The 25,702-nt window shown below is 62.7% G+C and carries 26 protein-coding genes and 3 pseudogenes; 10 read left to right on the forward strand and 19 right to left on the reverse strand.

Going from position 1 to position 25,702, the window contains the following annotated elements; genetic code table 11:
• Nucleotides 1–3: 3 nt before the first annotated feature.
• Complete coding sequence (locus BG60_RS08540; RefSeq protein WP_008345576.1) at nucleotides 4–573, forward strand: YbhB/YbcL family Raf kinase inhibitor-like protein; 570 nt, start codon at nucleotides 4–6, stop codon at nucleotides 571–573.
• A gap of 81 nt (nucleotides 574–654) precedes the next feature.
• Nucleotides 655–1,092, forward strand: coding sequence for a pyridoxamine 5'-phosphate oxidase family protein (locus BG60_RS08545; RefSeq protein ID WP_008345574.1), 438 nt, complete (start codon nucleotides 655–657; stop codon nucleotides 1,090–1,092).
• On the opposite strand, the pseudogene BG60_RS08550 reads toward BG60_RS08545, so the two are convergent.
• Both BG60_RS08550 and BG60_RS08555 read right to left on the reverse strand, forming a co-directional pair.
• Nucleotides 1,079–1,195, reverse strand: a pseudogene (locus BG60_RS08550) (zinc-binding dehydrogenase); the annotation flags it as partial. The gene BG60_RS08545 and the pseudogene BG60_RS08550 overlap by 14 nt on opposite strands.
• Nucleotides 1,196–1,223: 28 nt before the next feature.
• Nucleotides 1,224–1,712 carry a hypothetical protein gene (locus BG60_RS08555; RefSeq protein WP_008345563.1) on the reverse strand — a complete coding sequence of 163 codons (489 nt, stop codon included), beginning with the start codon at nucleotides 1,710–1,712 and terminating at the stop codon, nucleotides 1,224–1,226.
• Here BG60_RS08555 and BG60_RS08560 point away from each other — a divergent pair.
• A complete protein-coding gene (locus BG60_RS08560; protein WP_008345562.1) occupies nucleotides 1,711–3,015 on the forward strand; it encodes an SDR family oxidoreductase in 1,305 nt (434 codons plus the stop codon). The genes BG60_RS08555 and BG60_RS08560 overlap by 2 nt on opposite strands.
• On the forward strand, nucleotides 3,012–3,476 hold the full coding sequence (locus tag BG60_RS08565; protein ID WP_008345559.1) for a DUF2269 family protein: 465 nt from the start codon (nucleotides 3,012–3,014) through the stop codon (nucleotides 3,474–3,476). Before BG60_RS08560 ends, BG60_RS08565 begins: the two co-directional genes overlap by 4 nt.
• A 9-nt stretch (nucleotides 3,477–3,485) precedes the next feature.
• Here the strand turns inward: BG60_RS08565 and BG60_RS08570 are convergent, their stop codons facing one another.
• From BG60_RS08570 to BG60_RS08585, 4 genes are read right to left on the reverse strand one after another with little or no spacing between them, the layout of a single operon-like run.
• A complete protein-coding gene (locus tag BG60_RS08570) occupies nucleotides 3,486–3,731 on the reverse strand; it encodes a DUF3460 family protein (protein WP_008345557.1) in 246 nt (81 codons plus the stop codon).
• 27 nt (nucleotides 3,732–3,758) lie between these two features.
• Nucleotides 3,759–4,313 carry a DUF3005 domain-containing protein gene (locus BG60_RS08575; RefSeq protein ID WP_008345556.1) on the reverse strand — a complete coding sequence of 185 codons (555 nt, stop codon included), beginning with the start codon at nucleotides 4,311–4,313 and terminating at the stop codon, nucleotides 3,759–3,761.
• A gap of 56 nt (nucleotides 4,314–4,369) precedes the next feature.
• On the reverse strand, nucleotides 4,370–4,954 hold the full coding sequence (locus BG60_RS08580; RefSeq protein ID WP_008345549.1) for a hypothetical protein: 585 nt from the start codon (nucleotides 4,952–4,954) through the stop codon (nucleotides 4,370–4,372).
• Nucleotides 4,951–5,208: a hypothetical protein gene (locus tag BG60_RS08585; protein ID WP_144403552.1), complete on the reverse strand. Its 258-nt coding sequence runs from the start codon at nucleotides 5,206–5,208 to the stop codon at nucleotides 4,951–4,953. The genes BG60_RS08580 and BG60_RS08585 overlap by 4 nt, the downstream gene beginning before the upstream one ends.
• A gap of 797 nt (nucleotides 5,209–6,005) precedes the next feature.
• Here BG60_RS08585 and BG60_RS08590 point away from each other — a divergent pair.
• The 4 genes from BG60_RS08590 (at nucleotide 6,006) to BG60_RS08605 (ending at nucleotide 11,068) form a co-directional block, all read left to right on the forward strand.
• Nucleotides 6,006–6,929, forward strand: a complete 924-nt coding sequence (locus BG60_RS08590; protein ID WP_034471109.1) for an NAD(P)/FAD-dependent oxidoreductase — start codon at nucleotides 6,006–6,008, stop codon at nucleotides 6,927–6,929.
• Between the two features lie 201 nt (nucleotides 6,930–7,130).
• Nucleotides 7,131–7,493 carry a HigA family addiction module antitoxin gene (locus BG60_RS08595; protein WP_008345543.1) on the forward strand — a complete coding sequence of 121 codons (363 nt, stop codon included), beginning with the start codon at nucleotides 7,131–7,133 and terminating at the stop codon, nucleotides 7,491–7,493.
• Nucleotides 7,483–8,991 carry an ATPase domain-containing protein gene (locus tag BG60_RS08600; protein WP_033535654.1) on the forward strand — a complete coding sequence of 503 codons (1,509 nt, stop codon included), beginning with the start codon at nucleotides 7,483–7,485 and terminating at the stop codon, nucleotides 8,989–8,991. The genes BG60_RS08595 and BG60_RS08600 overlap by 11 nt, the downstream gene beginning before the upstream one ends.
• A 7-nt stretch (nucleotides 8,992–8,998) precedes the next feature.
• A complete protein-coding gene (locus tag BG60_RS08605; RefSeq protein ID WP_008345540.1) occupies nucleotides 8,999–11,068 on the forward strand; it encodes a hybrid sensor histidine kinase/response regulator in 2,070 nt (689 codons plus the stop codon).
• A gap of 321 nt (nucleotides 11,069–11,389) precedes the next feature.
• Here the strand turns inward: BG60_RS08605 and BG60_RS08610 are convergent, their stop codons facing one another.
• The 8 genes from BG60_RS08610 to BG60_RS08645 form a co-directional block, all read right to left on the reverse strand.
• Entirely contained in the window at nucleotides 11,390–12,547 is a 1,158-nt protein-coding gene (locus tag BG60_RS08610) for a lipase family protein (RefSeq protein WP_008345539.1), read from the reverse strand.
• Entirely contained in the window at nucleotides 12,534–13,787 is a 1,254-nt protein-coding gene (locus BG60_RS08615) for an LssY C-terminal domain-containing protein (RefSeq protein WP_034471152.1), read from the reverse strand. The genes BG60_RS08610 and BG60_RS08615 overlap by 14 nt, the downstream gene beginning before the upstream one ends.
• Nucleotides 13,784–15,073, reverse strand: a complete 1,290-nt coding sequence (locus BG60_RS08620) for an LssY C-terminal domain-containing protein (protein ID WP_008345537.1) — start codon at nucleotides 15,071–15,073, stop codon at nucleotides 13,784–13,786. The genes BG60_RS08615 and BG60_RS08620 overlap by 4 nt, the downstream gene beginning before the upstream one ends.
• 482 nt (nucleotides 15,074–15,555) lie before the next feature.
• Nucleotides 15,556–16,230 (reverse strand): alpha/beta hydrolase family protein, encoded by a 675-nt coding sequence (locus tag BG60_RS08625; RefSeq protein ID WP_008345536.1) that lies wholly within the window; start codon nucleotides 16,228–16,230, stop codon nucleotides 15,556–15,558.
• Between the two features lie 434 nt (nucleotides 16,231–16,664).
• Entirely contained in the window at nucleotides 16,665–17,618 is a 954-nt protein-coding gene (gene speB, locus BG60_RS08630; RefSeq protein ID WP_008345535.1) for an agmatinase, read from the reverse strand.
• Between the two features lie 16 nt (nucleotides 17,619–17,634).
• The gene (locus BG60_RS08635; RefSeq protein ID WP_008345534.1) at nucleotides 17,635–18,186 is read right to left on the reverse strand and encodes a cupin domain-containing protein; all 552 of its coding nucleotides are present in this window, start codon (nucleotides 18,184–18,186) and stop codon (nucleotides 17,635–17,637) included.
• A gap of 141 nt (nucleotides 18,187–18,327) precedes the next feature.
• On the reverse strand, nucleotides 18,328–19,026 hold the full coding sequence (locus BG60_RS08640; RefSeq protein WP_008345533.1) for a DUF1989 domain-containing protein: 699 nt from the start codon (nucleotides 19,024–19,026) through the stop codon (nucleotides 18,328–18,330).
• Nucleotides 19,027–19,036: 10 nt separating this feature from the next.
• A complete protein-coding gene (locus tag BG60_RS08645) occupies nucleotides 19,037–20,272 on the reverse strand; it encodes a M20 family metallo-hydrolase (protein ID WP_008345532.1) in 1,236 nt (411 codons plus the stop codon).
• A 138-nt stretch (nucleotides 20,273–20,410) separates the two neighbouring features.
• Between BG60_RS08645 and BG60_RS39500 the strand changes: the two are divergent.
• Both BG60_RS39500 and BG60_RS36770 read left to right on the forward strand, forming a co-directional pair.
• Nucleotides 20,411–20,605 (forward strand): annotated as a pseudogene (locus BG60_RS39500) (transposase); the annotation flags it as partial.
• A gap of 44 nt (nucleotides 20,606–20,649) precedes the next feature.
• Nucleotides 20,650–21,228: an IS5 family transposase gene (locus BG60_RS36770; protein ID WP_241484852.1), complete on the forward strand. Its 579-nt coding sequence runs from the start codon at nucleotides 20,650–20,652 to the stop codon at nucleotides 21,226–21,228.
• Here BG60_RS36770 and BG60_RS08655 read toward each other — a convergent pair.
• The 5 genes and pseudogenes from BG60_RS08655 to BG60_RS08675 all read right to left on the reverse strand — a co-directional run.
• A complete protein-coding gene (locus tag BG60_RS08655; protein WP_034471112.1) occupies nucleotides 21,203–21,994 on the reverse strand; it encodes an amino acid ABC transporter ATP-binding protein in 792 nt (263 codons plus the stop codon). The two genes, BG60_RS36770 and BG60_RS08655, sit on opposite strands and share 26 nt — an antisense overlap.
• Nucleotides 21,991–22,644 (reverse strand): amino acid ABC transporter permease, encoded by a 654-nt coding sequence (locus tag BG60_RS08660; protein WP_008345529.1) that lies wholly within the window; start codon nucleotides 22,642–22,644, stop codon nucleotides 21,991–21,993. The genes BG60_RS08655 and BG60_RS08660 overlap by 4 nt, the downstream gene beginning before the upstream one ends.
• Before the next feature lie 9 nt (nucleotides 22,645–22,653).
• Nucleotides 22,654–23,316 carry an amino acid ABC transporter permease gene (locus tag BG60_RS08665; protein ID WP_034471115.1) on the reverse strand — a complete coding sequence of 221 codons (663 nt, stop codon included), beginning with the start codon at nucleotides 23,314–23,316 and terminating at the stop codon, nucleotides 22,654–22,656.
• Between the two features lie 7 nt (nucleotides 23,317–23,323).
• On the reverse strand, nucleotides 23,324–24,178 hold the full coding sequence (locus BG60_RS08670) for a transporter substrate-binding domain-containing protein (protein WP_008345520.1): 855 nt from the start codon (nucleotides 24,176–24,178) through the stop codon (nucleotides 23,324–23,326).
• Nucleotides 24,179–24,637: 459 nt separating this feature from the next.
• Nucleotides 24,638–25,537: pseudogene (locus tag BG60_RS08675) on the reverse strand (2-oxoglutarate dehydrogenase E1 component); the annotation flags it as partial.
• Nucleotides 25,538–25,702 lie beyond the last annotated feature (165 nt).

Consider the following 25,702-nt stretch of genomic DNA (forward strand, 5'->3'; position numbering starts at 1 on the left):
GATATGGAACTCAACGGTCTCCTGCCAGCCGTGTGCTGCACGGCTTTGCTTGCAACAGTACCCGCCATTGCGGTTGCAGATTCCTTCACTGTCAAGGTCGATGGGCTGAATCGCGGTCGGTTCGAAAATGAACAGGTGTACGGTCAATTCGGCTGTCATGGCGAAAACGTCTCTCCGCGCATTTCGTGGTCGCATGTTCCGGCCGGCACGAAGAGCATCGTCATCACCATCTACGACCCGGATGCACCCACCGGCGGTTTGGGCTGGACGCACTGGCAAGTGGCAAACATTCCGCCGTCGCAAACATCGATTGAAAAAGGCGCGTCGGGCAATGCCCGAGTGCTGCCGATAGGTGCAATCGAGACGCTGACCGATTTCGGTGCTTCGGCGTATGGCGGACCGTGCCCGCCGCCGGGCAAAGCGCATCGATACATCGTGACGGCTTCGGCTTTGACCGTTTCGAGCCTCGATGTCAAAGCGGATTCAAGTCCCGCGCTTGTCGCCTATCAGATGCATGGGAAAGTCATCGGCCAGGCGCGCTACGTGGCGCGCTATCACCGTTCGGCGGACTGAGCAGACCTGCAAGGCGCGGCTCTCCGATGCGAACCGGCACGCGGGTTGCGGAAGATACGCGATCAACCCACGGAGAGCACCATGAGCCAACTGACTTTGCACGATCTCGCAACCAAGATGGCGGAGATCGACTTCGCGATGCTTTCGACGCGCTCGCTGAACGGCAAGATCGCCGCGCGGCCGATGAGCAATAACCGCGATGTCGAATACGACGGCGACAGCTACTTCTTCACACTCGAAGAAACGCATACGGTGCAGGAGATCAAGGCCGATGCGACCGTGGCGCTGACTTTCACGAGCAGCGCGAACCCGGACGGCGCGCCGCCGCTTTTCGTGGCCGTCGAGGGCCGCGCGGAGCTCATTCGCGAGAAACCGGCGATGAAGGATCACTGGAACGAAGACATCGAGAAATGGTTCTCGAAAGGCTTCGAAACGCCGGGGATCGTACTCATCAAGGTTCGCGCCGAGCGCATTCACTACTGGATGGGCGAGGAGGATGGCGAGATCACGCCTGACTGATTGCCGTAGCCGCTGACAGAATGATCTTGCCGACATTCGTCGACGATTCCATCCGCCGATGCGCGTCGGTTGCACGCGCGAGCGGATACGTCGAGTCCACGACGCGGATTGCAGCGAGCGAGGCTGCGCATTCAGCGGCGCTTCGACAGAAAGGGCACAACCAGTCCCGCGCCGAACGCCAAATAGACAGCGGCGATGTGCGCCGCGGGCAGGTGATATTCGAAGCCGGGCGTGAAGCGCTTGGGGACGACGATATAATCGCCGGCCGCTGCGGCAAGCGTCGTCGCTGCGGCGAGTGCGACGCGTTGTCCGTGAGACTGCGCGGCACCGCCGCGCAGTCTCGGCGATGTGCGCGCGGCCGCGACAGCCAGCGCATTGCAGGCGGCCCAGCCGATCGACATCGACTGGTGAATGGCGAGACCGGCAAGCAGATGGCGCCATTCCGGCCGCGCGGTCTGGTTTGCTTCTTGCGGCCATAACCAGTGGCTGACGGCGCTGATCGGCGCGCTTGCGCGTTTGCCGTGCAGACGCCCACAGATCGCAAGGGCCGCCGTCGATAACAGTCCGGCAACGGAGCCGGGAATCAGGATATCCGTCACAGGGTCGATGTCTTCAGTCATGGTCATTTTTCTGACAGGCGCCACGGGGCTCCTCGGCTCGCGCATCGCGGCGGCGCTGGTTGCGCAAGGACACGCGGTGAGGTGCGCCGCGCGCCATGCGCCTGGCGGCGAAGGCGCCGTGAGAGGCTGCCGTTTCGTGGCGCTCGATTTGAGCGATGAACTCGACCCAGCAAGCGTGATGCCGCTGCTCGAAGGCGTCGATGTGGTCATCAATGCCGCCGGCATCTTCGAGGACCGGACCGGACACGACTTCTCGCGCATCCATACGCGTTCGCCGATCGCGCTGTTCCAGGCGACCGTGATGGCGGGAGTCGGCCGCATCGTGCAGATATCGGCGCTTGGCGCGGATGGGGGCGCACAGACGCCTTATCACCGCTCCAAGAAAGCCGCCGACGACGCGTTGCGCGCGTTGCCCATCTCGTCGTTGATCGTGCAGCCTTCGCTCGTGTTCGCCGAAGACGGACGCAGCACGCAGTTCTTCGCCGCGTGGTCGACGTTGCCGGTCGTGCCGCTGCCGGGGTCGGGCGCGCAGGTCGTGCAGCCGGTTCATGTGGACGATGTGGTCGAACTCGTGACGCGCGGCGCGTTGACGCGCGCAAGCGCAGCCCCCGCGAGCGAGACGGTGGCGGCTGTCGGTCCGAGACCCGTGACGATGAAGGAATACTTGCGTCTGCTGAATCGGCTTTGCTCCGCCGGTGCCCCCTTGTTCATGCCGGTGCCGATGCCGCTCGTCAAGACGGCCGCCGCGTTATGCGCGCGCTTGCCCGGCGCGCTGATGAGCCCCGATGCACTCGCGATGCTGGAACGGGGCAACGCGGCATCGGCGGATGGCATGCAGCGATGGCTCGGCAGGCCGCCGCGATCGCTCGGCGATGAGCCGTCGAAACGCGCCACGCTTGGCCTGCGTGCGAAGCTCGCGTGGCTCGCGCCGCTGCTGGCGGGCGCCATCGGCGCGGTGTGGATATGGACCGCGATCGTGTCCGCCTGGCTTTATCCGCGAGCGGCGAGCCTCGACTTGCTGGCGCGAGTCGGCGCGCCCGAAGGCACGCGCCTCTTCCTGCTGTATTCGGCCGCGCTGCTGGACCTGCTATTGGGCGTGCTGTGCTTCGCGTGGCCCGCGCGGCTCGGACCGCGACGCCGTCTCTGGTGGGCGCAGATCGGGTTGATCGTCGTCTATTCGGTGCTGATTACCTGGCGCTTGCCGGAGTTCTGGCTGCATCCGTATGGCCCGCTGTCGAAGAATCTGCCGATGATCGCCGCACTCTTACTGCTGATGAACATTGATGGAAAGGGCTCGACGTGACTTATCTGACGATCAAGTGGATGCATGTGATTTCGTCGACGATCCTGTTCGGCACCGGAATCGGCTCCGCGTTCTATCTGCTCGCCGCGAGCATCGGACGCGATGCACGGACCGTCGCGCGCGTGTCGCGGCTCGTGGTGCTGGCCGACTGGCTTTTCACGACGCCGACCGCCATCGTTCAACCGCTCACCGGCTATCTGATGATGCGGCTCACGGGCTTTCCCGTTTCGAGTCCCTGGCTCGCCTGGTCGATCGGCCTCTACGTTGTCGCGATCGCGTGCTGGCTGCCCGTCGTGTGGCTGCAGATGCGCCTCGCCGCCGAGGCGCAAGCCTGCGCCGTATCCGACGCCGGGCTGTCGAGGCGCTACTGGCGCCTCATGTCCGCATGGATCGCGCTCGGCGTGATGGCGTTCGTCGCGTTCGTCGGCATCTTCTGGCTGATGGTCACGAAGACGCTCTAGGCACGCGGTTCAATCCGTCCGGCTGTAATAAACATACGAAGGTTGTCTCAGCTCGCCTTCCTTCGCGGCGACATCGCCGGAATTCGGAAACTGTGGAAGCTTGTCCCACAGCAGCGCGCGTCCGAGCATCTGTTCGCGATCCAGTTCGGGATGATCGTGCTTGAGCCGATTCAGAAACTGCTCGAAGTCCGACACATAGAGATCGGTCTTGACGGCGTGCTCGCGCCGATGAAAGAGACGCTGCAAGAAACTCATCGCTTGCTCCTCGTGGTGCGGCCCGGGCTATTCGCGCTCCAGCCTGAACACGTGCGATGCGCGTGAACCGTTGCGCTCTTCGGCGTACACCGTTTCCGTAACGACGACCCGATAGCCCGGCTTCGGCAAGATGGAAGGGAGATTGCCCGTCACGCGGCTATCGATGCCGCCCAGTCCTGCGGCCGGCGCCGGCACGTTGTTTTCGAGCGTCGCGTTCGATGTGATGACGTTGTCGTGCCAGCCCGACAGATCGCGGCGCGCCTCGATCGACTTCGCGTCCGCGTCCACGGTATCGTCCGTCGAGCCCATGCCTTGCGAATCCACGCCGACGATGCGGCTGTTCGCCCGCTGCACCGGATCGCCGGAATCCCGCGCGATCGAAGCATGGTCGATGTCGGGCAGCGGCGACGGGTCATTGCGCTGCCCGGGCTCGGCCGAGCCAGCATTGCGGTCGCGGCCGAACTCCGCTGCCTGCGTGGCGGCATCGGGCGATGCGGTGCCTGTCGCCGGTGTCTTGGCGGGGCTTTTTGCCGCCATCTCGTTCTGCTGGGCCTGGGTCGGGTTGCCTTCGGCGTTCTGCATGCTTGCTCCAAGTCGTCGTTTCTCGCTGCACGACTCGGTCTGCGCATGGCGCGTGCCTAGCGCATGACGGACTCGCTGGCGGCACCCGTCTTCCGCCGTTGCCGCTTGCGCGAAGCGCGGATAGACGCTGCGAGTTCCATCGCGTACGGCACGACGCCGAATATCGCGCAGAGCATCAGCACGGCTGTGACGGTCGTCGAGGACAACGGAGGATCGCGCCATGCGGGCGTGTAACCAGCGGCGTTATCGAACAGTCTGGCGAAGACATCGGGATGTGCGAGACAAATGATGGCTAGCCCGACGATCGGCGCCATCTCAAGAACGCTATGTACCATTTGCTCGACGGGTGTAATGACGCGCGTCGCCGATGCGTAGCGCAGATCCGCATACACGGTGAGATGGTGGACGACGATGAGCGCGGCCATCGCAACGATCGCGAACGCGTTGATTTGCAGGAACAACGCGCACAGCACGACACCGGCGCCTTCGGTTAGCTGGGCGATATGCATCAGCGATTCGCGCACGCCGGCAGTCTCGGGAAGATTCGCCCAGCGGTGACAAAGCGCGTCCGCGGTGCCGGCGGCGAGCCACAACGGAAGCACGCCGTAGAGCAGGAAGTGCTGCGCGAGCGCCGGATTCATGTTCCGCTGCCGCCGGGCGATGCCGCGGCCTGACACAGTTGAAGCGAGACGCCGCCGACGAAGGAAAGCGACGCGAGATGCTCGGCGCAGCGCCTGAGCGCGCCGATGTCGGCCTCGCAAACGAAGTTGATGCCATCGGGTGCGACGCGGGCATCGAGAACGGCGACGTGGCGCTGCATCAGTGCGGTTATCAGGTCGTGCTCGGGAAGCGGCTCCGCTGTCATGGTTCGAATAGTGATGTTGGCTTTAGGCATGTTCGACTGGTTTCACCACAGGTACGTGCTCATTGCCACGGGCACTGCCGCCCGTCACAACTCAGCGCGCATGTACGAAATGCGAGGAAGCGGAACGTCAACGCGGAAGTACAAACGCGGGCGTCCACAAACCGCGCGATCCGAACACCGAGGGTCTGCCTGGCAGCAGAGCGCTCGCGGATGACAAGGCGACCGGCGTCAGCCTGCCGCTGTTTCAAGAAGTGAACCCGGCCTCTTATATTCAAGACGCGTGCTGAAAGTTGCACGGCCACCGATCCACAGACGGTTGGCCGACCGGCTCGCGACACAATGTCCGAACATCGGTGCACCGTTCAGTGTGAAACACAGTCGGTCGGAACGCTGTGACAGGCGGACGGCGGGTTGCCTTTGGCCACCGAACCGCGCACCCGTTCTGATTGCTGGTTGATCTGGCGTCGCGATCATCCCACCCGCAAGCGGGCGGCCCGCGCGAACGTCGGTGTCCTTCCCACGAAGCGCGCTTTCGGTGCCTCGACCTGAGACTGAGACGAAAGACGAGATTCGCTTTTCGACGAAGTCGAAGGCTGCCTGGGCTGCCGCGCACGAGACCCGCTTGCTAACTCCGCGCATGTCGAATCGGCAGCGTGGCTCGACGGGTCGGGTGCTTGCGACCCGTACGCACTGTCGCGATCACTTTGATTGTCGGGTTCCAACATGGGACTTTTGGGAATCGGAATTGCTCAACCCTGCCACGAAGGCTTGTTAGTGAACCGCGCACCGTGTTGATTCGGCTATGTCGGTTGTGCAAGAAGGAATCGATGATGGATCAGGCTTTTGACTGTGTTGTTATCGGCGGCGGTCCGGCTGGGTTGACCGCCGCACTCTATCTTGCCCGGTTCAGGCGCTCCACCCTGGTTATCGATGCCGGTCAGAGCAGAGCGTCGCGGATCCCGATCGTGCGTAACCTTGCTGGTTTTGAAGGCGGCATCAGCGGCAAGGAACTCATCGTCAAGATGCGTCGACAGGTCGATTGCTACCCGGTGCCGATAATCGCCGGCCGAGTCGTCGCGATACGACAGGTGTCCGCCGGCTTCGTCGTGGACTACAGGAGCAGCGGCGATGCTGACAGGCAGAGCGCTCTGGCACATCGTGTCCTGCTCGCGTTCGGGATCCGCGATAGGCTACCGCCGATCGTCGGAGCCGAACGGCTTACCGAAAAAGGATTGCTCAGGTTGTGCGCGATATGCGATGGCTTCGAGGCGCAAGGCAAACGGGCGGCGATGCTGGGTTCCGCGTCACGAGCGCTGTCGCACGCTTTGTTCTTCCGAACGTTTTGCAGGCAGGTAGCTGTCGTCGCGCCCGACCTTTCGGCGCTGACGCAAGAGGAGCGCGCGTCGGCCGTAGAGAACGCCATAGAATTGGTGCCGTTGGGTGCGCTCGAAGCTTCGGCTAACGCTGACGGGCGCTTGAGCGTTGTCTGCCCGGATGGGCGGCGACAGAGGTTCGATATTGTCTATCCCGTGCTTGGCTCTCGCGAAGAAACTGAGCTATTGAGTGGCTTGAACGTCGAACGGGATGAGGACGGCATGATCGTGGCGGATAAGCGGCAGCGCACTAGCGTGGCCGGCATATTTGCCGCGGGCGATGCAGTCAATTCGTTGAATCAGATCTGCGTGGCAGTCGGCGAAGCCGCGATCGCGGCGACGGCTATCCATTGCAGCTTGCCAGGCAATCCGCTTTGAAGCGGCGGCAGGCCGCTGCGACATCAGCATCGGCGTGAGTAGGCTAGCTGCGCCGTATCTTGCTTCGCACTGTCGCGGCTCAGAGCGAGGGAATCTGTGAAAAGATGGTCTGGCCGGGCCGGGCCGGGACGCTCACGGCGCGGCTCACCCAGCTTCATGGTAGCCTGATCACTTGTCACGCAACGCGTTACGCTTGCCACCATGGCTTCCACGTCGATTCCCGGCACCACCCGCTATCAGGACGAGGCACACCATCCAGGGGATCTTCTCAAGATCTTTGTGCTGCCCCATTTGGGCCTCTCGGTGAGCCAGGCGGCCCGAGATCTGGGCGTGGCTCGTCAAACGCTTCACCGGATCTTCGACGGCAGCGCGAGCATCACGCCCGAAATGGCGGTGCGTCTCGAGGCCTTTTGTGGCGTGCCGGCGATGCACTGGTTGGAACTGCAATCCGCGCATGATGTCTGCGACGCTCGTACTTCGCTCGAGCAGGCGCTGACGAAAATTCCGAAACACAGGCTCTCCCGTGTTGCAATGAAGCAGCTTGGAGCAACAGATGAACGATAGTACCGTAATGCCCCAATACGCTCGCACGGGCGTCCCGGGGCTCGACGACATTCTCGTTGGCGGACTGAGCCGGGGCAACTTGTTCCTTCTCGAGGGAAGTCCGGGCACGGGCAAGACGACCATCGCGCTGAGTTTCCTGCAGGCTGGCGCCGAGCTGGGGGAGCCATGCCTTTACATCACGCTCTCCGAGACGATGGAGGAACTGCGCAACGGCGCTTTGTCGCACGGATGGCGGCTCGGTCCACAGATCAGCATCTTCGAAGTCAGCCCGTCCGAAAATCTGCTTGACGCCGATCAGCAGCAGACGCTGCTCTATTCCTCCGACCTCGAGCTGGGCGAGACGACGCGGCTCATCCTCGGCGAGTTCGAGCGCGTGAAACCGAAGCGCGTGGTCATCGATAGTCTTTCGGAGATTCGCTTGCTTGCGCAAAGCTCGCTGCGCTACCGCCGGCAGATCCTGGCATTCAAGCATTACTTCGCTGGCCGCGACGCCACGGTGCTCATGCTGGACGATCTCACCTCCGATGCGGCGGACAAGACCGTGCACAGCGTGGCGCACGGCGTCATCAAACTGGAGGAGTTATCGCCGCAATATGGCGCCGAGCGCCGGCGCCTAAGGGTGCTCAAATACCGCGGTCAGCATTTTCGTGGCGGCTATCACGATTTTGCTATCCGACACGGCGGGGTGGCGGTGTTCCCGCGACTTGTCGCCGGTGAGCACCGAACCAGTTACGCGCGCACGCAAATGACAAGCGACGTTGCGGAACTCGACGCTTTGCTCGGCGGGGGTGTCGAGCAAGGATCCAGCACGCTTATCCTTGGCCCCGCAGGGACCGGCAAGAGCCTCTTCGCGATCCAATTCGTCACGGCGGCCGTGCGGCGGGGCGAAAAGGCTGCGCTCTTCGTCTTCGATGAAGAGCTCGGCCTTCTGTTCGACCGTGTGCGCCCAATGGGCATCGACCTCGAAGCCATGAGAGATGCCGGTGACCTGCACGTCGAACAACTGGACGCGGCAGAGCTGTCGCCGGGCGAGTTCGCGCATCGCGTGCGTGCGAGCGTCGACCGCGCGCGTGTAAAGACGGTTGTCATCGATAGTCTGAACGGGTATCAGGCCGCCATGCCTGAGGAAAATGCGCTCGTACTGCACGTGCACGAGTTGTTGCAGTATCTGAATCGGCAGGGCGCGAACACCTTTTTGACTGTCGCCCAGCACGGCCTCGTCGGCGACATGAAGGCGCCGGTCGACGTGACCTATCTTGCTGACACGGTCATCCTGCTTCGTTACTTCGAAGCGATCGGGCGCGTTCGACGCGCGGTGTCGGTCATCAAGAAGCGCACCGGGGCTCATGAGGAATCGATCCGCGAGTTCCGTATCGGTTCGGAGGGGCTCACGCTCGGAGAGCCGCTGGAAGATTTCCAGGGGGTGCTTCGAGGCGTGCCGACGTTCGTCGGAAAGTCGGCGCCTCTGCTGACGCCGAAGACTGCAACCAAGGACTGACGATCGCATGGCCGAAACCGAGCGATGTCCCGTGCTGCTCCTCACCCCGTCGGGACGCGACTGCGTCGTTGCGCAGGCGCTGTTGGGGGCGGCCGGGATCGACGCAGAGCCGTGCAAGAACGTAGCGCAACTCGGCGAGACGTTGAGAGACGACGTCTGCTGCGTTATCGTCGCCGACGAAGCGTTGAACGGCGCCGACCTCGCCACGCTGGCGGGATGGGTGTCGTCGCAGCCGCCGTGGTCGGACCTTCCATTTGTCGTACTCACACAGCGCAGCGGTCCCGTTCGCAGACCGATGGCCGAGCGGTTGATTACGGCACTCGGCAACGTCACGTTCATCGAGCGTCCGTTTCATCCGACGACGTTCGTAAGCGTCGTCGAAACAGCGGTGCGGGGCCGGAATCGCCAGTTCGAGGCTCGGGCTCGAATCCGAGAACTCGATGAGGGCGAAGCGCATCTTCGCATAGCACTCACGGCCGGACACCTCGGCTCCTGGAGCCTCGATCTTTCCAGCAACACGCTGACAGCATCGACGACTTGCAAAGCGATATTCGGCCGCTTGGAGACCGACAACTTTACTTATGAAGAACTGATTGCAAGCACTCATCCCGAGGATCGCGAGCGGGTGCAGGCAGCCATCGCGGTCAGCGCGGAAACCGGCTGCGACTACGCGATCGAGTATCGCAACGTCTGGCGGAACGGGACCGTGCACTGGGTTGAAGTCAGGGCGCGTGTCGTGCGCGACGACCGGATCGTTCGGCTCGTCGGCGTTTGCTCCGACGTGACGCTGCGCAAAACGTCGGAAGATCAGCTGCGCCGGGTGAACGAATCGCTCGAAGTCAAGGTGCTGGAGCGCACCGCGCAACTGGAAGACGCGCATCGAACGGTGCTCGAGGAAATACGGCAGCGCGAGCACACAGAGAAGCTGCTGCGGCAGGTCCAGAAGCTCGAGATGATCGGCCAGTTGACGGGCGGCATCGCGCACGACTTCAACAATTTGCTGATGGCGATCATGGCGAATCTCGAACTCGTGCGAAAGGAAGTGCCGCCGGAAGAGCGAGTGGGTCGGTTGGTCGATGGCGCGCTGAAAGGCGCTCAACGCGGCGCCGCGCTCACTCAACGGCTGCTCGCGTTCGCGCGACAGCAGGTCCTTAAGGTCGAGCCTGTCCAGATGTCTGCGCTGGTTCACGGCATGGCCGACCTTCTGGACCGGTCGATTGGCTCTATGATCGAACTGGTCATCGATACGCCCGAAGAAGTGCCGTTCACTCGCGTCGATACAAATCAGATTGAACTGGCGATATTGAACCTGGTAGTCAATGCGCGCGATGCGATGCCCGACGGCGGCGCAATCCAAATCAGCGTCGATACCGCGCATTCTGCGGGCGATGGCGACCTGCGAGCCGGCGACTACGTGCGGGTGACAGTGAGGGACACAGGCACTGGCATGGACGCCGCGACACTCGCCAAAGCGACGGAACCCTTCTTCACGACCAAGGAAGTGGGGAAGGGCACGGGGCTTGGCCTTTCGATGATTCACGGTCTCGCGCGTCAGCTACAAGGCGCGCTTCGTCTAGAAAGCACGTATGGAAAGGGCACGCGTGCATCGCTCTGGCTTCCTGTCACGGGTCGCCCGGCTGCCGAGGAGCGTATCGCCGATGACCCGAAGGACGACGGTCCGGCCGACGCCAGCGAGCTGCGCGCCACCGTACTAGTCGTCGATGACGACCCACTTATTTTGTCAAGCACATCTTATCTCCTGCAGGACCTTGGACATGAGGTGATCGAGGCCGCATCAGGGGACGCCGCGCTCCAAGTCCTTCGCGCCGGCCAGAAAGTTGACGTTCTGCTAACTGATTTCTCAATGCCCAAGATGACCGGCGTTGAATTAGCCAATGCGGCGCGGGCACTCAGGCCCGTCCTGCCTGTCATACTCGCAACCGGCTACGCGGAACTGCCGGAGGGCACCGGAGCGGATCTACCGAGACTACGCAAGCCGTATCAACAAAGCCGGCTTCTGCAAGAGATCAGGAACGCCGTGAAAAGCTTGGAATCGCCGCAATCCGGGGCGCAGTAAGCTGTCCATCGCACGAGCCAGCGAACGGGCCGCCTTCCGGACACGTTACAGCCTTGACGGACGAACGACGTCTGCAGAGATGGTTGCCGCTTAACGCATATGGCTGCACGGATTTACTTCCTCACCCTTTCGTTAGCTGGTTGGCCGTTGTGCTAAATTCCGCAACCGGCCGGTTTCTGCCGTTCGACCAAGTCGCAGTGTGACCGCTCCAGCGGCCGGTTCAGGTCGAGACCGGACCGACGCCGGACCGGTGTACATTGGGTTGCATCAACCGGTTGAAACGGCCCCGAACGCGTTCGTTGACAGACGACTGCCAGCTAATCAGCGGATCGGCACGCCAAGATCCTCCTCCAGGAAGCGCAGAATCGCCTCTGCCAGCGCCTCGCGAGGATACGCATTCTGTGTAACGAAGAGCGCCCCGATCGTAGGGTGGGTCCGCGCAACAGGCACCGCGAGCGCCCAGTGATCCGCATTGACGTAGGCGAGAAGCGTGCTGCCGGGGACAACCTGATCGTAAAAGATGACCTGACTGTCGTTCCGCGAGTCGACGCGCGCGAGCTTGTCATAGCTCGACTTCAGGATCGAGGAGATTCGCTCGGGCTGCGGGAACGTCACGACCGAGTAGTAATGCAGATCAGCCGGAAGCGGATGCTGCGCGAGCCACGCTTTGCGAGTCGCAGGTCTCAAACTCTCTACGGCACCACCATCGCCCGATGTGCAGGTTGCGCCCGGAACATATCGCAACAAGTCGGCCTGATATTGGTCGGCGTCGTTGGCGAGCGGGGAGCCGCCGATCGCACCGGCGGCACTCACCACCGCCGCCACCCGGCTTCGTATCTCAGGATAGGCGACCAGTGCTTCCAAAATGTCGGGCGCCCCCTTCGAATAACCAATCAACACGAGCCGCGGCGCGTCCTCCGATGCCGGCATAGCCATGATCGCGTCGCGAATTTGCCGTGCATTGTTAGTGGAACTCGACAGCGCGTCGACGTTGATGAGCGCTGCATCGAAGCCATACTCGCGAAGATGCGTCACGACGGTATCCGGCGTATCCAGCCAGGGATCGAAGCAATCGTAGCCGACGCCATGCACCACCGCCCCAATCAGGTGCCGCCTAGACTGGCCAAGTTCGACGGGCTCGCCGGTGCCAGGGGACTCTGCGCCGACCCGCGTCAGCGCTTGCTCGCACGGGCGGTAGTCGGGTAGCGCTGCACCGCGTGCTTCGAGGACCGCGCAATAAATTTCCCGAAAGCGCCCTCGCTTATCCATGACGCCAGCCTGAGACGCGGGCATGAGAACCATCGGGGGTGTATCGGCCGAGTACGGGATAAGCGGCTTCGCCGCGCATGCGCCGAAGAGAACGCACGACGTGATCGTCGCTAACCAAGCGCTGATCTGGCGGCACGCATCGAAGGCAGCGGCAACCTGACGCTTGAATTGAATGAGCGCCCATCTCGATCTCGAGTCACTGACTCGCATTGCCGGTTGCTCCAGTTTGACGAGTATCTGGCTCTTCCAGATAGGGGACCCACTCAAGAAAATCGACATCCGACAGACTCCGCGGCCGGGTGGCGAAGAACACGACCGCGCGCAATCCGTCCGTATAGTAAGTCGCACCGTCAAGGGTTATACGAGGACGAGTCGGCGGTGCGGGGCCAACACCGTTCACAAATCCGAGCTTTTCGAGGCCGCTCGAATACATCAGGTCCTGCATCAGAAAGTTGCGTGCCTCGTCGACGTTCTCGTGGAGAGTGAGGCGTTTTTTATCGCGGGGTGCAAAGCGCCCGCCGACAGGGCCGCCGACCTGCGCGACGTAGACCAGTTGTCCCTGAAAGCGGATCGGAGCGAGCCATCCCCGGATCCAGTTTGCGGGCGCCCCGGCCTGCGCCTGCTTGCGCATGACAAAGTCCGGTTCCCGACCGAAGACGCGCTGCGCGAGGTCAAACTCCCGCGCATCGCGCCGATAGTCGCGCCGCACCAGCGCTGCCCCGATGTCGGTGAGCTGGCCAATGCCAATGGCATTTAGCGGATCGGCCTGAATAGTCCCGCTCGGGTCGGTGGCACAGCATGGTAGGCGCTCGAGCGCCGCGCGCAGCGACGCCAGGTCCTGGTAGTCCATGATTCCAGTGGCAGAGGGTGGCAGAGGGATCTGCGACAGCCGTGGATCCATCGTGCCGCCTGGCACACGCAGAAAGATCGAGAAGGGCATCAGCGTCTGGTTTCCCAGCAGATCGACATTGACGAGCTTGATGCCTTGATCGGGGTTGGTGAACAAAATGCCCGATCGTGTCTCCCCCGACGGGATGGGGTTGTTGAACCTGAGATCACGGAAATAGTCGTCCATGCGCTTGTTGCTTGCGCCGCCAAACAGCGTATGCATTGACCATGCGACTTCATGAGGTGAGAAGTAGTCCGGGTCCGTGCCCGAGCGTAAAAGCCACAGCGCCTGCGACGTCCCATTCTGCACTTCGAGCCAAAGCGGCTGCACTCCCGTTCTGTTGACGTCGGCACCATACATCCGCTTGCTGTCTTCTTCGCTAAGCACCGTTGCGCTCACGCGTACGCCGCGACTGGAGGCGCTGACCTCGCGCTGACGCAACGGCTCAGCGTCCGCCTCGGGCGGAATTTGCCATGTCGAGCAGCCGGCCAGCGCGAGCGCCAGGCATAGCGCGAGTCCTGCATTAGACCGTCGCCTGCGCAAGGTCTGCTGGATGGTCATGGCCTCGCTCCTGGCGTCACCCGCAGTACCTTGTACGGAGTGATCCACGGGAAGATTTCGATCTGCGATAACGGCCTCGGCGTGCGATCGAACACCAGCACGACGCGGAAGCCGTCGGTGTAATACGGGTCGGTCGTCAAATTCCTTCGCGGCGCAGCTTCCAACACGGCACCCACCCCCGTCACTAGTCCCATCTTGAACAGGTTCTGGGAATACGCCATGTCTTCGGTCAGCGCAGTGCGTGCCTCATCCACCTCCGGGTCGATCTTGTGTGTCGTGAACGTTGACGAGTGCCACGTCAGGCGAATCCCGATATCGCGGCTGATCTGTCCAACCCACACAGGCTTGTCGTGATAGCGCATCGTGCTGAGCCAGAGCCGCATATGGTTGCGCTGGTGAATGTCGCCCCGCGCCTTTTGAAGCGCGAGGTCTTGGGCGCGTCCGAACAGGTAAAGGTCGCTCACCGGCGCGTTGACGTACGCTTGGCCCGACAACGCGGCGCTGATCATCCGCTCGATTGCCCCCGACCACTTTCGTTCCGTGAGGCTCCAGCCCCGCCGCACGAGTGCGGGAAAGGCGTCGTCGAGGCTGCCGACGATCACCAGGTTGAGCGGGTCGCCCTTCTTTGAGCCGTCCTCGTCAGTTGCGCAACAGGGCAGTGCTTCGAGCGCTTCTCGAAAGCTCGCGTCGTCCGTGTAATTTACAGTGGGCTCCTGCGGATCGGTCGCCCGTCTGAAGACCTGACTACGCTTGTAGTCGGCTTCAAACCCAGGTACGGATACAAAAACGGAGAACGTCCGAGCGTGTCCGCTCGCGACGAGATCCAGTTGCACCAGCTTCGCGCCCGCGTTGAAATTCGTCAGCACAAACCCCGCGACCGTCTCTCCGGGACGCACGGGGTTATGAAAAGCGAGACTACGGAAGCGGCGCGCGAGCTCGGAACGCTGGTCGGGCGAAGCATCGCTGCTGAAAGCCTCTGCCGCCTCCGATGCGGGAAAGAAGTTTGGATCCAGGCCGGGTGACAGGAGAAAGTAGTTGTGGTCCTCGCGATTGCGGACCTCGATCCAGACGGGCTGAATTCTTCTTTCGGCAAGCGGGACACCGTACACCGCCGCGCTTTCCTCTGAGGACAGCACGGCTGTTGAAACCTCGATGCCGGCCTCGTCGCGTGTCACGGCCCGGTTTTGGTAAGCCGGTATTGCGGCTTCTGGCGGAACCGCAGCGCAACCGACCACTAGATAGCCGACGGAAATCGCAATCAGCATCCTGGTAACGACGCTGTTCATCAAGTCAACTCCGGGGTTGACACCGTGGCGTTCGGTCGCGCGGATCAGCTAGCTAACTGCGCGCCGCCCTCACTGAGCTTGCAGGAGTACGCTACCCAGTTTAGTAGAGGTTGGGGCGCCGATGGGGTAGCGACCGTGGATCGCATCCGTGCAGCACGGAGTTGATGATCGCAAAGTCTTGATTGCTTTCCGGCCGCATCCCTAAGCGGCTTGCACGGATCGGCGCCGGCCAAATCAAAGCAGATGGCCCGCCGCGATTTCCGGGGGCGGAAGCACCGCAAAAAGATCGATCTGACAAATTCACTCACTAAGCACTGGCAAAACGCCGCCGACGCGACAGGCGTCGGTTGTCGTGGCTATGCGACAGACCGTCTGCGGATAGCAAAGCGTTGAGAGGGCGAGTGCAGGACGGCGAGTTCGCCGGCTTCCCGTCCCGACTCTGCTACAAGCATTCCTGCGCTTGCTCAGGTAACGCGCACGAACTACCCTTCGGCGAAGAACCACTCCGACATCGTCCGCGCTAGTTCGCGCACGACCTCCGCGTCGGTCCGGCCGGAGGATGCGCGCACGTGAAACGAATGATCTGCGTCGTCCACCACATGCAGCGTGGCGCGCGGCCCGAGCGTCTCGACGACCGACCTCAGCAGGTGAAGCTCGGCCAGCTTGTCGCGCGTGCCCTGCAGGAAGAGAATCGGCACCGTGACGTCCGCCAAGTGCCGCGCCCGCTCGACGCCGGGCGCCCCAGCCGGGTGCAGCGGGAACGCGACGAAAGCGAGGCCACGCACGCCATCGAGCGCGGAGATGGCTTGGGCCTGGGACGTCATGCGGCCGCCGAACGACCTGCCGCCCGCGAAGAGCGGCAGGGCTGGCAGCCGCCGGCGGGCCTCTGCGACGGCTGCCTGCACGGCAGCATGTGCCACGGCCGGCGAGTCCACCCGCCTGGAGCCCCGCTCCATGTACGGAAACTGGTAGCGCAATGTGGCGACGTTCGCCGCGGCAAGCGCGTCGGCCAAAGACGACATGCCGGCGTGCTGCATGCCCGCCCCAGCGCCGTGCGCGAAGACATATAGCGCTCGCGCGTGCTCTGGCACTTGAAGGAGCGCAGAGACCTTAGAGCCGTCGGGTAGTGCGAGGGAAAGCGATTCTGCGTCGTCCATGGTATTCAGGTCGTGTCGGTGTGGTCTTTGCGCCGATTCTGCATCAATGAGGCATCGGGAGACGCTTGTGGCAGCTTCCGGCAAGGCATTGCTCGGGCGGACTTTGCCGGCCGATCCATGGAGCGCGCCCATTGCGAAGGGCGCCGCAGTCGCGATGTGTCGGTTGACGACCGAAAGCCCGACAGCAATGTGATCTGCGCTTCGAGACATTCGCGTAATAGCACGCCTGCATCATTGTTAGCGAGCTGTTACGACACTGCAAGCAGCGTCAAAGGAAGTTCTCGGAGGGCGGTTCATCTATCGGGCTCCCTGAAAGAGCAGGTCCGGCAGCAAGAAGCTCTTAGTCGACGCATAGTTGGCCGCGTATGGCCGCGACGCGGGTACGTCGCTCGCTAACGCCGGGACCATCGAGCGGCAGCCCGTTCGACGCTGCGCTAGCGTCGGCTCGATCCCGCCTGATGTGCCGCGAACAGACACAGCATCTCGTACATCATCGTTGCGGCGACGAGCGCGGTGTTGCCGCTCGGATCATACGGCGGCGACACTTCAACCACATCGCCGCCGACCCAGTTCAACCCGTCGAGTCCGCGCAGCAACGCAAGCGTTTCGCGCGTCGTCAATCCGCCGATTTCCGGCGTGCCGGTGCCAGGTGTGAACACCGGATCGAGCCCATCGACATCGAGCGAAAGATACACGGGCGCATCGCCGACCACGCGCCGCGCTTCTTCGACGATCGCCGCCGGGCCGCGTTCCTCGAACTCTTCGATGAACACCACGCGCATGCCGTGATCCAACGAATAACGCCAGCCTTCGTCGGTATTCTGCGCGCCGCGTATGCCGATCTGAATCGTGCGCGTGGGATCGAGAAGACCCGCTTCGACCGCGCGTCTGAACGGCGCGCCGTGCGTGAATTTCGAGCCCTTGAACGCATCCCACGTGTCCGTGTGCGCGTCGATATGCACGAGCGCGAGCGGTTGCTTCGGCGCGATCGCCTGAAAGACCGGATAGGTGATCGAGTGATCGCCGCCCGCGATCAGCGCTATCTTCCCCGCGCGGAATACTGGCTCGAAAAAGCGGCGGATATCGGCGTGCGCGGCTTCTAGATCGTAGAGATGCTCAAAGGGCACATCGCCGATATCGGCGACGCGGCACGCTTCGAACGGATTGAATCGCGTGACGTGATGAATCGCGCGCATCATCGTGGACATGTTGCGGATCTCGCGCGGCCCGAAGCGTGCGCCAGGACGCGCGGTGACACCGCCATCGAAGGGCACGCCCGCCAGCGCGATATCGAGCGCCGCGAGGTCGCGCTCGAACGGCACGCGCATGAAAGTGGGAATGCCGGCGAAGCGCGGCAACTGCATCTGCGAAAGATCGGTGCTGGCCATGATGAGTTCCCGCTGATCAGAACGTGGGCGGCGTGTTGACCCAGAGTATGCGCGTCACCGCATCGCCCGGATTGCGATAGCTGTGCGGCTCGGTGCTCGGAAAATAGAACGAATCGCCCGCCTTGAGCGAATAGCTCTGATCGCCGAGCGTGAGTTCCAGTTCGCCTTCGAGCACATAACCCAACTCTTCGCCGACGTGATGAATCTGCTCGTCGCTGCGCGCGAGCGGCTCCAGTACGTGGATGTCGCCCTGAAGCAACTGGCCCGGACTCGGCACGACAAGGCGTTCGAGCATGATGGAGCCCTCGGCACGTCTGCGTTTGCCGGCCGCCGGAGCGGCCCGCGCGCCCGGAAAGCGCACCGAGGGCCGCTCGCTCGCACGCTGAACCGGCGAAGCCGTGAGGGTCGGCGCGGACAGCAGTGCCGCGATGTTGGTGTCGAGCGCAATGGCGAGCTTGTGCAGCATGGCGAGCGAAGGCGTCGCGTGGCCGCCTTCGACCTTCGACAGAAGACTTTCCGAGCAACCCGCCGCTCCCGCGAGCACCTTGAGCGTCATCTGTCGCACCATGCGCGCATGACGCAGACGCGTGCCGAGGCCATCGGCGGCGGACGCCGGCGCGGCGTTGGCTTTAGGTGAAGTACGCGCTGCAGTTGAGGAAGGTCGTTTGCTGGCCACGAATGAACACCATCGAAAAGAAGAAGGGCGCGCTTATGCGAGCACCGTGAACTCGACTTCGAGCGGGTTGAGCGCGTTGATCGGAATGATATCCTGCGGGCACGCCGACATGACCACGACGCAGTCCATCGCGGCCCTGATATCCACGTAATCGCCGGACTTCGACACGGGCGGCAGCCAGTCAATCGAATAATCCGGCTTGACGGGAATGTTCATCCAAAGATTGAACGGCTGGGGCACTTCCTTCGTGCGCAAGCCAATAGCCTTCAGCGCAAGCCGCAGGTTGTCCGCGCAGTTGTCGTGATAGTGCTCGACGCCGAGATTGCGATAGCGGTACAGATCGCACGCGGCGATGAGCGTATCGTGCACGCCCGGCGACGTATCCGTGACGAGTTCGGCAATCGGGCGGCGCTGGTTGGTCACGAGCGGATCGCCCGGCTGCGGAATGATCTTGTCGATGAACGCGCGCGTATGTTCGAACGACAGAAACTCGTTCAGATGCTGCGCGTTGAAGATCCACGTATCGCACACTTGCGTGCCGTGCGGATTGGCGATGCGGATGGTCTGCCCGGCCTTCACGCGCACCGCGCGGCCGCAGCGCGCGGGCACCGTATACGTCATGCCGATTTCAGGCGTGCCGTCCGGCGAGATGGGTTCGTTGAGCGTGGCGTTGACGCCGGTTTCCTGGCCGTTGTCTTCGGTGCTTGCAAGAGTCGTTGCGGATGCGTTCATGTGGGCTCCTTCAGTCGTTGCAGAGTGTGGTGAGGCAATGAGCGAGCGCGCGTGCGCCGAGCACGAGATGTCCGGCGTCCGTCGCTTCGGCGGGGTTGTGGCTGATGCCGTCTATGCTGGGCACAAAGATCATTCCGCTCGGGCAATGTTTCGCGAGATACATGGCGTCGTGGAATGCGCCCGAGGTCAGATGCAGCGCGCGGGTATCGAGCGCGCGGCAGGCTTCGTCGATGCGCGACAACACGGACGGATTGAACGCGACGGGCGCATGGGCGAACAGCGCTTCGATGCGCGCGCCATGAGATTGCGCGATGGCCTGCGCGTGTTCATCGAACGCGCCGAGCACGCGCGCGTCCGGATGGCGGAAGTCGACGGTGAAACTCACCGCCGACGGAATCGTGTTGATCGAATTCGGCGCGATGTTCCAGCGGCCGAACGTGACGCGCGTATCGGCGCGGCCGAGTTCATGGGCGATGGCATCGAGTTCCCGATGCAGCGCGATGGCGAGCGTCATCGCGTCGCGGCGCAGTGGCATCGGCGTGGTGCCCGCGTGGGCGGCGATGCCCTGCACATGGAACGCGTACCAGCGCACGCCCTGAATGCCGCTGACGACAGCGAGCGGCACCTCGGCCTTTTCGAGTTGCGGACCCTGTTCGATATGCAGTTCGACGAAGGCATGCGCGGCGTCTTGCTGCGCGCGCGGCGGCAGTTCGGGGAACGCGCTGACGTGGCGTTGCAGCGCCGCGCTCAGGGTTGTGCCTTCGGCGTCCTGCACGTGCGCATAACGCGCCATCCGCGACGGCTCCACGAAGGCGCTCGATCCCATCGCGCCCGGCGAGAAGCGCGTGCCTTCCTCGTTGGTCCAGATCGCGACTTCGAGCGGGCGGCGCGTGGGCACGTTCGCATCGTTCAACGCGGCGAGCACTTCGAAGCCCGCAAGCACGCCGTAACATCCGTCGAGCTTGCCGCCGGCAGGTTGCGTGTCGATGTGGCTGCCGGTCATCACCGGCGCAAGTGCTGCGTCGCCCTCGCGGCAGAAAAACAGATTCGCGCACGCATCCACATGCACGCTGCAGCCGAGCGCACGCGCGCGGTCGATCAGAAAGCGCCGCGCTTCGATATCGCGTTCGCCGAGCGCGGGGCGGTCCACGCCGCCGTCATCGCGCGCGCCGAATGCAGCGAGGGCTTCGATCGATTCGAGCAGGCGCGCCGCGTTCACGGCATCCGCCACTTGTCTTGCGCTCACGATGTCACTCCTTCGCTCACGAAATCGAGGCTGCGTTCCAGCCACGGTTTAAGAGACGGAATCAAAAAGACTCCGGTGGGGCTGTTAACCTTCTCGGCAAGCTGTTAACCTTGGCCATCTGAACAACGGGAACCAAGGATGGGTGCGCCGATTGTTGATGACGAACTATGGGCACGGATCGAGCCATTGCTGCCGACGCCGAAACCACGGCGCAAGAAGTATCCAGGCCGGTTACCAGTCGCGAACAGGGCTGCGCTGAACGGCATCCTGTTCGTGCTCAAGACCGGTATCCGCTGGCGCGACGTGTCGACAAAATTGGGTTTTGGCTCGGGCTCAACCTGCTGGAGACGGTTGCGCGACTGGCAGAAGGCGGGTGTTTGGAAGCGATTGCACGAGCTACTGCTGGCGAAGTTGCGCGAGGCAGGCGAACTGGACTTCTCGCGAGCAGCCGTCGACTCTTCTTCTGTGCGAGCCGTTGGGGCGGGCGAAAAACTGGTCCGAACCCCACGGATCGCGCGCGACCAGGTTCCAAGCACCACATCCTGGTAGACGCTAACGGCGTTCCTGTCAGCGCGATCGTGACAGGCGCGAATCGCAATGACGTCACTCAATTGCTGCCACTCGTTGACGCCATTCCACCGATGCGCGGCGTACGTGGCCGACCTCTTCAGAAGCCCAAAGTCATCTACGCAGACCGTGGCTATGACTCCGAGACGCATCGCCAGAAGCTTCGCAAGCGCGGCATCAAGCCGGTGATTGCCAAGCGCCGGACAGAGCACGGCAGTGGTCTGGGCAAATTCCGCTGGGTTGTCGAACGTACTCATGCGTGGCTTCACAACTTCCGTCGTCTTCGTATTCGCTTCGAACGTCGCGCCGACATTCACGAAGCATTTCTCAAACTCGGTTGCTCCCTTGTCTGCTGGAACATCCTCAGACGGACGGAGCAGCCTTTTTGAATCCGTCTCTAAGGAACTGCTGCAAGCGCGGTGTGCGCGTATTGCCGAACAGTTGCGCGGGCGGTCCGGCTTCGACGATTTTCCCGGCTTCCATGAACACGACCTTGTCGGAGATCTTCGCGGCGAAGCTCATCTCGTGCGTGACCATCACCATCGTCATGCCTTCCTGCGCGAGCGAACGGATCACGTTGAGTACTTCCTCGACGAGTTCGGGATCGAGCGCGGATGTGGGTTCGTCGAGCAGAATCACTTCCGGTTCGATGGCCAGCGCCCGCGCGATGCCCACGCGCTGCTGCTGCCCGCCGCTCAGCCGCGCGGGATACGCGTCCGCCTTGTGCTCGAGACCGACACGCGTGAGCGCGGCCAACGCTTTCGTGCGCGCGTCGCGCCTGCTCATCTTCTTGGCGAGCACGAGCGGCGTCGCGACGTTGTCCAGCGCGTTCATGTGCGGCCAGAGATTGAATTGCTGGAAGACCATCGAAATGGGACGGCGCACGTCGGCGATGCTGGCTTCGCTGTCACGATCCTTCGCCGTGCGTCCTGTCGATCGATAGCCCAGCAACTGGCCTTTGATCCACACTTCGCCTTCGTCATAGGCTTCGAGAAAATTCATGCAGCGCAGCGCGGTGGTCTTGCCCGAACCGGACGGCCCGATCAGCGTGACGATCTCGCCGCGCATCACATCCAGGTCGATGCCCTTGAGCACGCGGTTCTCGCCGTAGGACTTGCCGACGGCGCGCAGCTTGAGAATCGGAAGGTCGCTCATGATGTCTTCTTCAGAAACGGAATGCGGGAAGTCGCGGCCTGCGCGATCAGCGACACGGCTTGCGTCAGCAGCCAGTAACATGCGATCAGCAGCGCATACGGACCGATATACGTGTAGCTCGATGCGACGATATCGCTGGCCGTCATCGTCAATTCGGGCACCGTGATGATCGACGCGACCGCACTCTCCTTGATGACGAGAATCGTCTGGTTCGCGATCAGCGGCGCCGCGAACGCGAGCGCCTGCGGCAGTTCGATGGAGCGGAACGCGTCTCGCCGGCTCACGCCGAAAGCGGCGGCGGCTTCGAGCTGACCGCGCGGAACGCTCGCCCATGCCGCGCGAAAAAGCTCCGCGAAATAAGCGCTCGAATAGAACGCGAGTGAAAGGATCGTGGCCTGCACGGCCGACAACGTCACGCCTAAAACCGGCAGCCCGAAGTACACGATCACGAGCTGCGACAGATAAGGCGTGCCGCGCACCAGCCACACGAACGCGCCATAGACGAGCGCGAACGGACGGCCGAACGCGAGCCGCATCGCGTTGATCGCGAAGCCCGCGACGATGCCGATGAAGGCCGCCAGCACGCTCACTTCGAGCGTGATGCCCATCGCTTCGATGAAGCGCGGAACGAGTGCGATGAAGTTGTTCATGCCGATGCCTCACGGACGCCGTGCCACACGCAGCGCGTACACATGACCCGCGCCCGCGAGCAGCGACGTGATTGCCAGATAGAACATCGCCGCCAACGCGTACACTTCGAGCGGCCGATACGTCGATGACGAAAGCTGCTGTCCGACGCGCATCAGATCCGTTACGGATATCACCGACACCACCGCCGACGCCTTGACGATATCGATCATTTCGGAGACGAGCGCGGGCAGCGTCGCGCGCACGACTTGCGGCACTTCGATATGCCACAAGGTCTGACGCCGCGTGAGATTGAAGGTCGATGCCGCCTCGATTTGCCCCGGCGCGATGGAGCGAAAACCCGCACCCAGAATCTGCGACTGATACGCGCCCGTGTTGAGCGACAGCCCGATCGCGGCGGCAGCGAGCCCCGGTAACTCCAGCCCGAGCGCGGACGGCACGTAGTAGAACACCAGCAGTTGCGCGAGTACGGGCGTGCCGCGCAGCAGGCTCACATACACGCGCGCCGTGCCGCGCATCGGCCGGCTGTCGCTGACCGACATCGTGTAGACGAACACGCCGACGAAGAAGCCGCAGCAGACAGCAACCGCCGACAGCACGAGTGTCGTCAGCGCGCCGTCGAGCAGTTGCGGCAAGTAGCCGATGCAGCGCGTAAGCAGATCGGGACCGTTCATCGCGATGTCAGATAGACGGTGCGGGAAGCGTGGCCGGAACGTCCATCGTCGAGCCGAACCATTTCTCCTGAAGCTTCTTCATGGTGCCGTCGCTGTTCGCTCTCGCGATGCCATCGCTGAAGAGCTTGAGGAGGGCAGCGCTGTCGGCGTCCTTGCGTGCGACCCAGGCGAAGTAGCTCTTCGGACCGATGGTCTGCGGCAACACCGCGAAAACGCCCGGACGCGACTTCAGCAATGGCCCGAGATTGGCGACGGACTGCGCGACGGCATCGAGCCGGCCGACGGCGAGGTCGGCATAGGCTTCGTCGAACGCGACGTATTGCTTGATCTGCTTGATGCCGGGACCGCCTGCTTCCTTCAGCTTCTTGTCGAGCGCCATCAGCGCCTGCAATTGTGCAGAGCCGGTCTGCGAGCCGACCACCTTGCCGTTCAGATCGTTCGGCGCTTTGATGGAGGTATCGGCGGACCGGGTGAGTACGCCGGTGGTCGCGTCGGCGACGGGAACAGTGAAGGCGAAATGATCGGCGCGGTCCTTGTTGACGGTCACGGCCGTCACGACGACGTCGAAGCGCTTTGCATCGAGACCGGGCAGCAGACCCTGGAAGGGCAGGTCGAGCTGCTTGACCTTCACATCGGGCAGAGACTTGAGGACGTAGGCCATCAGATCGGCGTCATAGCCGACGATCTTGCCGTTATCGACGTATTCGAAGGGCGCGTAACGCGCTTCCGTCGCGATCGTGATTTCCTTGTTCGATTTGATGCGGGCGAGCAGATCTTCCGCGTGCGCAAGCGACGGCGCGGCGGCGTTGAGCGCGAGCGCGCCCGTCAGTGCGGCCAGCAAATGGCGAAGACGTTTGTTCATGACACTCCCCTTGCGTATGGGCTATGTTGAAGGCAATCGGAATTTCATTCAAGCAACTTGAATGCAATTCATTAGGCATGAAGTGTGCCAACGCGAAGCGCCCGGACCTGCGGGGCTTCGTCTTCCGACATGCACTGAAAGGGGGGTGTAGAAGCGGGCGAATGCACCGCCGCGCACGGCGATGCACCGGTTTGAAGTATGAAGGGAGTGATTGCGAGAGTGAGTGGGGTCCGCAATAGGGACGCAAGACGTCACACGAGCGACAGGGCGTCCGGCGGCCGCGGCTTAACCAGCAGCGGGGACATGGAGATGGATCCTCGATGCGTCGCGCGCAAGGGTTCGACTAGCAAGCTCGCAACGTTTCATCAGTCTGGAGATTGCGAACTCGGGTACCCGGCGTACGATCGTACGTTCCGCGCGATCGACGCCCATCGTCCTGCTGCAAAATTGGCACTCGGCCTAAAGCTCGGCCGCCGCCAGTGCGGTCGCGCCCAGCTGTGCTTGTTCCCGACGATGCGCCGCGACGGAAGAATGCGCGCCGGCTGGTGTCGCGGTGCGGCAGACATCGCGTAAGGCGCAATCGGCGGGAAGCACGGTCTCCAGTTCGTCGCGAACGAATCGCCATGCGCCCTGATTGCGGTCTTCCTCCTGCGCCCAAACGATGCTGCGCAAGCTGGTGAACCGGGCGAGCACGCGCCGGAGTGGGTCATGCGGGAACGGATACAGCTGCTCGATGCGGATGATCGCCGTCGATTCGTCGCCGGACCCGTCGCGAGCATCGCGCAATTCGTAGTAGAACTTTCCGCTGCATAGGACGACGCGTTCAACCGCACTTGCATCTGCGATGCGTTCGTCGCCCAGTACGCATTGAAATGCGCCATCGATCATCTCTCGCAGCGTCGAGTGCGACGCGACGTTGCCGTAAAGCTTCGACTTCGGAGACATGACGATGAGCGGCGTCCGACGCTCGGTCGTCGCCTGCTGGCGAAGCAGATGAAACCATTGCGCCGAGGTCGAAGGTACGACAATCCGCATGTTTTCGTCCGCGCAAAGCTGCAGGAAGCGGCCGAGATAGCCGCTCGAATGCTCCGGACCGACGCCCTCATGGCCATGCGGCAGCAATACGGCGAGCGCCGAATCATAACCCCACTTGAACTCGCCGGCCGCGATGTACTGATCGATGAAAACCTGCGCGCCGTTGACGAAGTCACCGTACTGTGCTTCCCAGACAGTCATCGTGGTCTTCGTTTGAACACTGTAGCCATACTCGAATCCAAGCACGGCCTCTTCGGTCAGCGGCGAGTTCACGATGTCGAACCGTCCCTGCCTTGCGGCGATGCCACTGAGCGGCACATGACGGTGGTGAGTGCACGTCAAGCACGAAGACGCGGCCGAAGCGCGCGCCCAAATCGCCATAGAGCTTCCCGGTGAGCAACAATTTCAAACAGGAAGCGCGGCTAATTTCCATCCTTGGCTTTACATAATCAACATTATCAGAGTTTTAAGTGTAGGTCCCAAGTTCAA

It is taken from the genome of Caballeronia zhejiangensis (assembly GCF_000698575.1).
In the GTDB taxonomy this organism is placed as follows: domain Bacteria; phylum Pseudomonadota; class Gammaproteobacteria; order Burkholderiales; family Burkholderiaceae; genus Caballeronia; species Caballeronia zhejiangensis.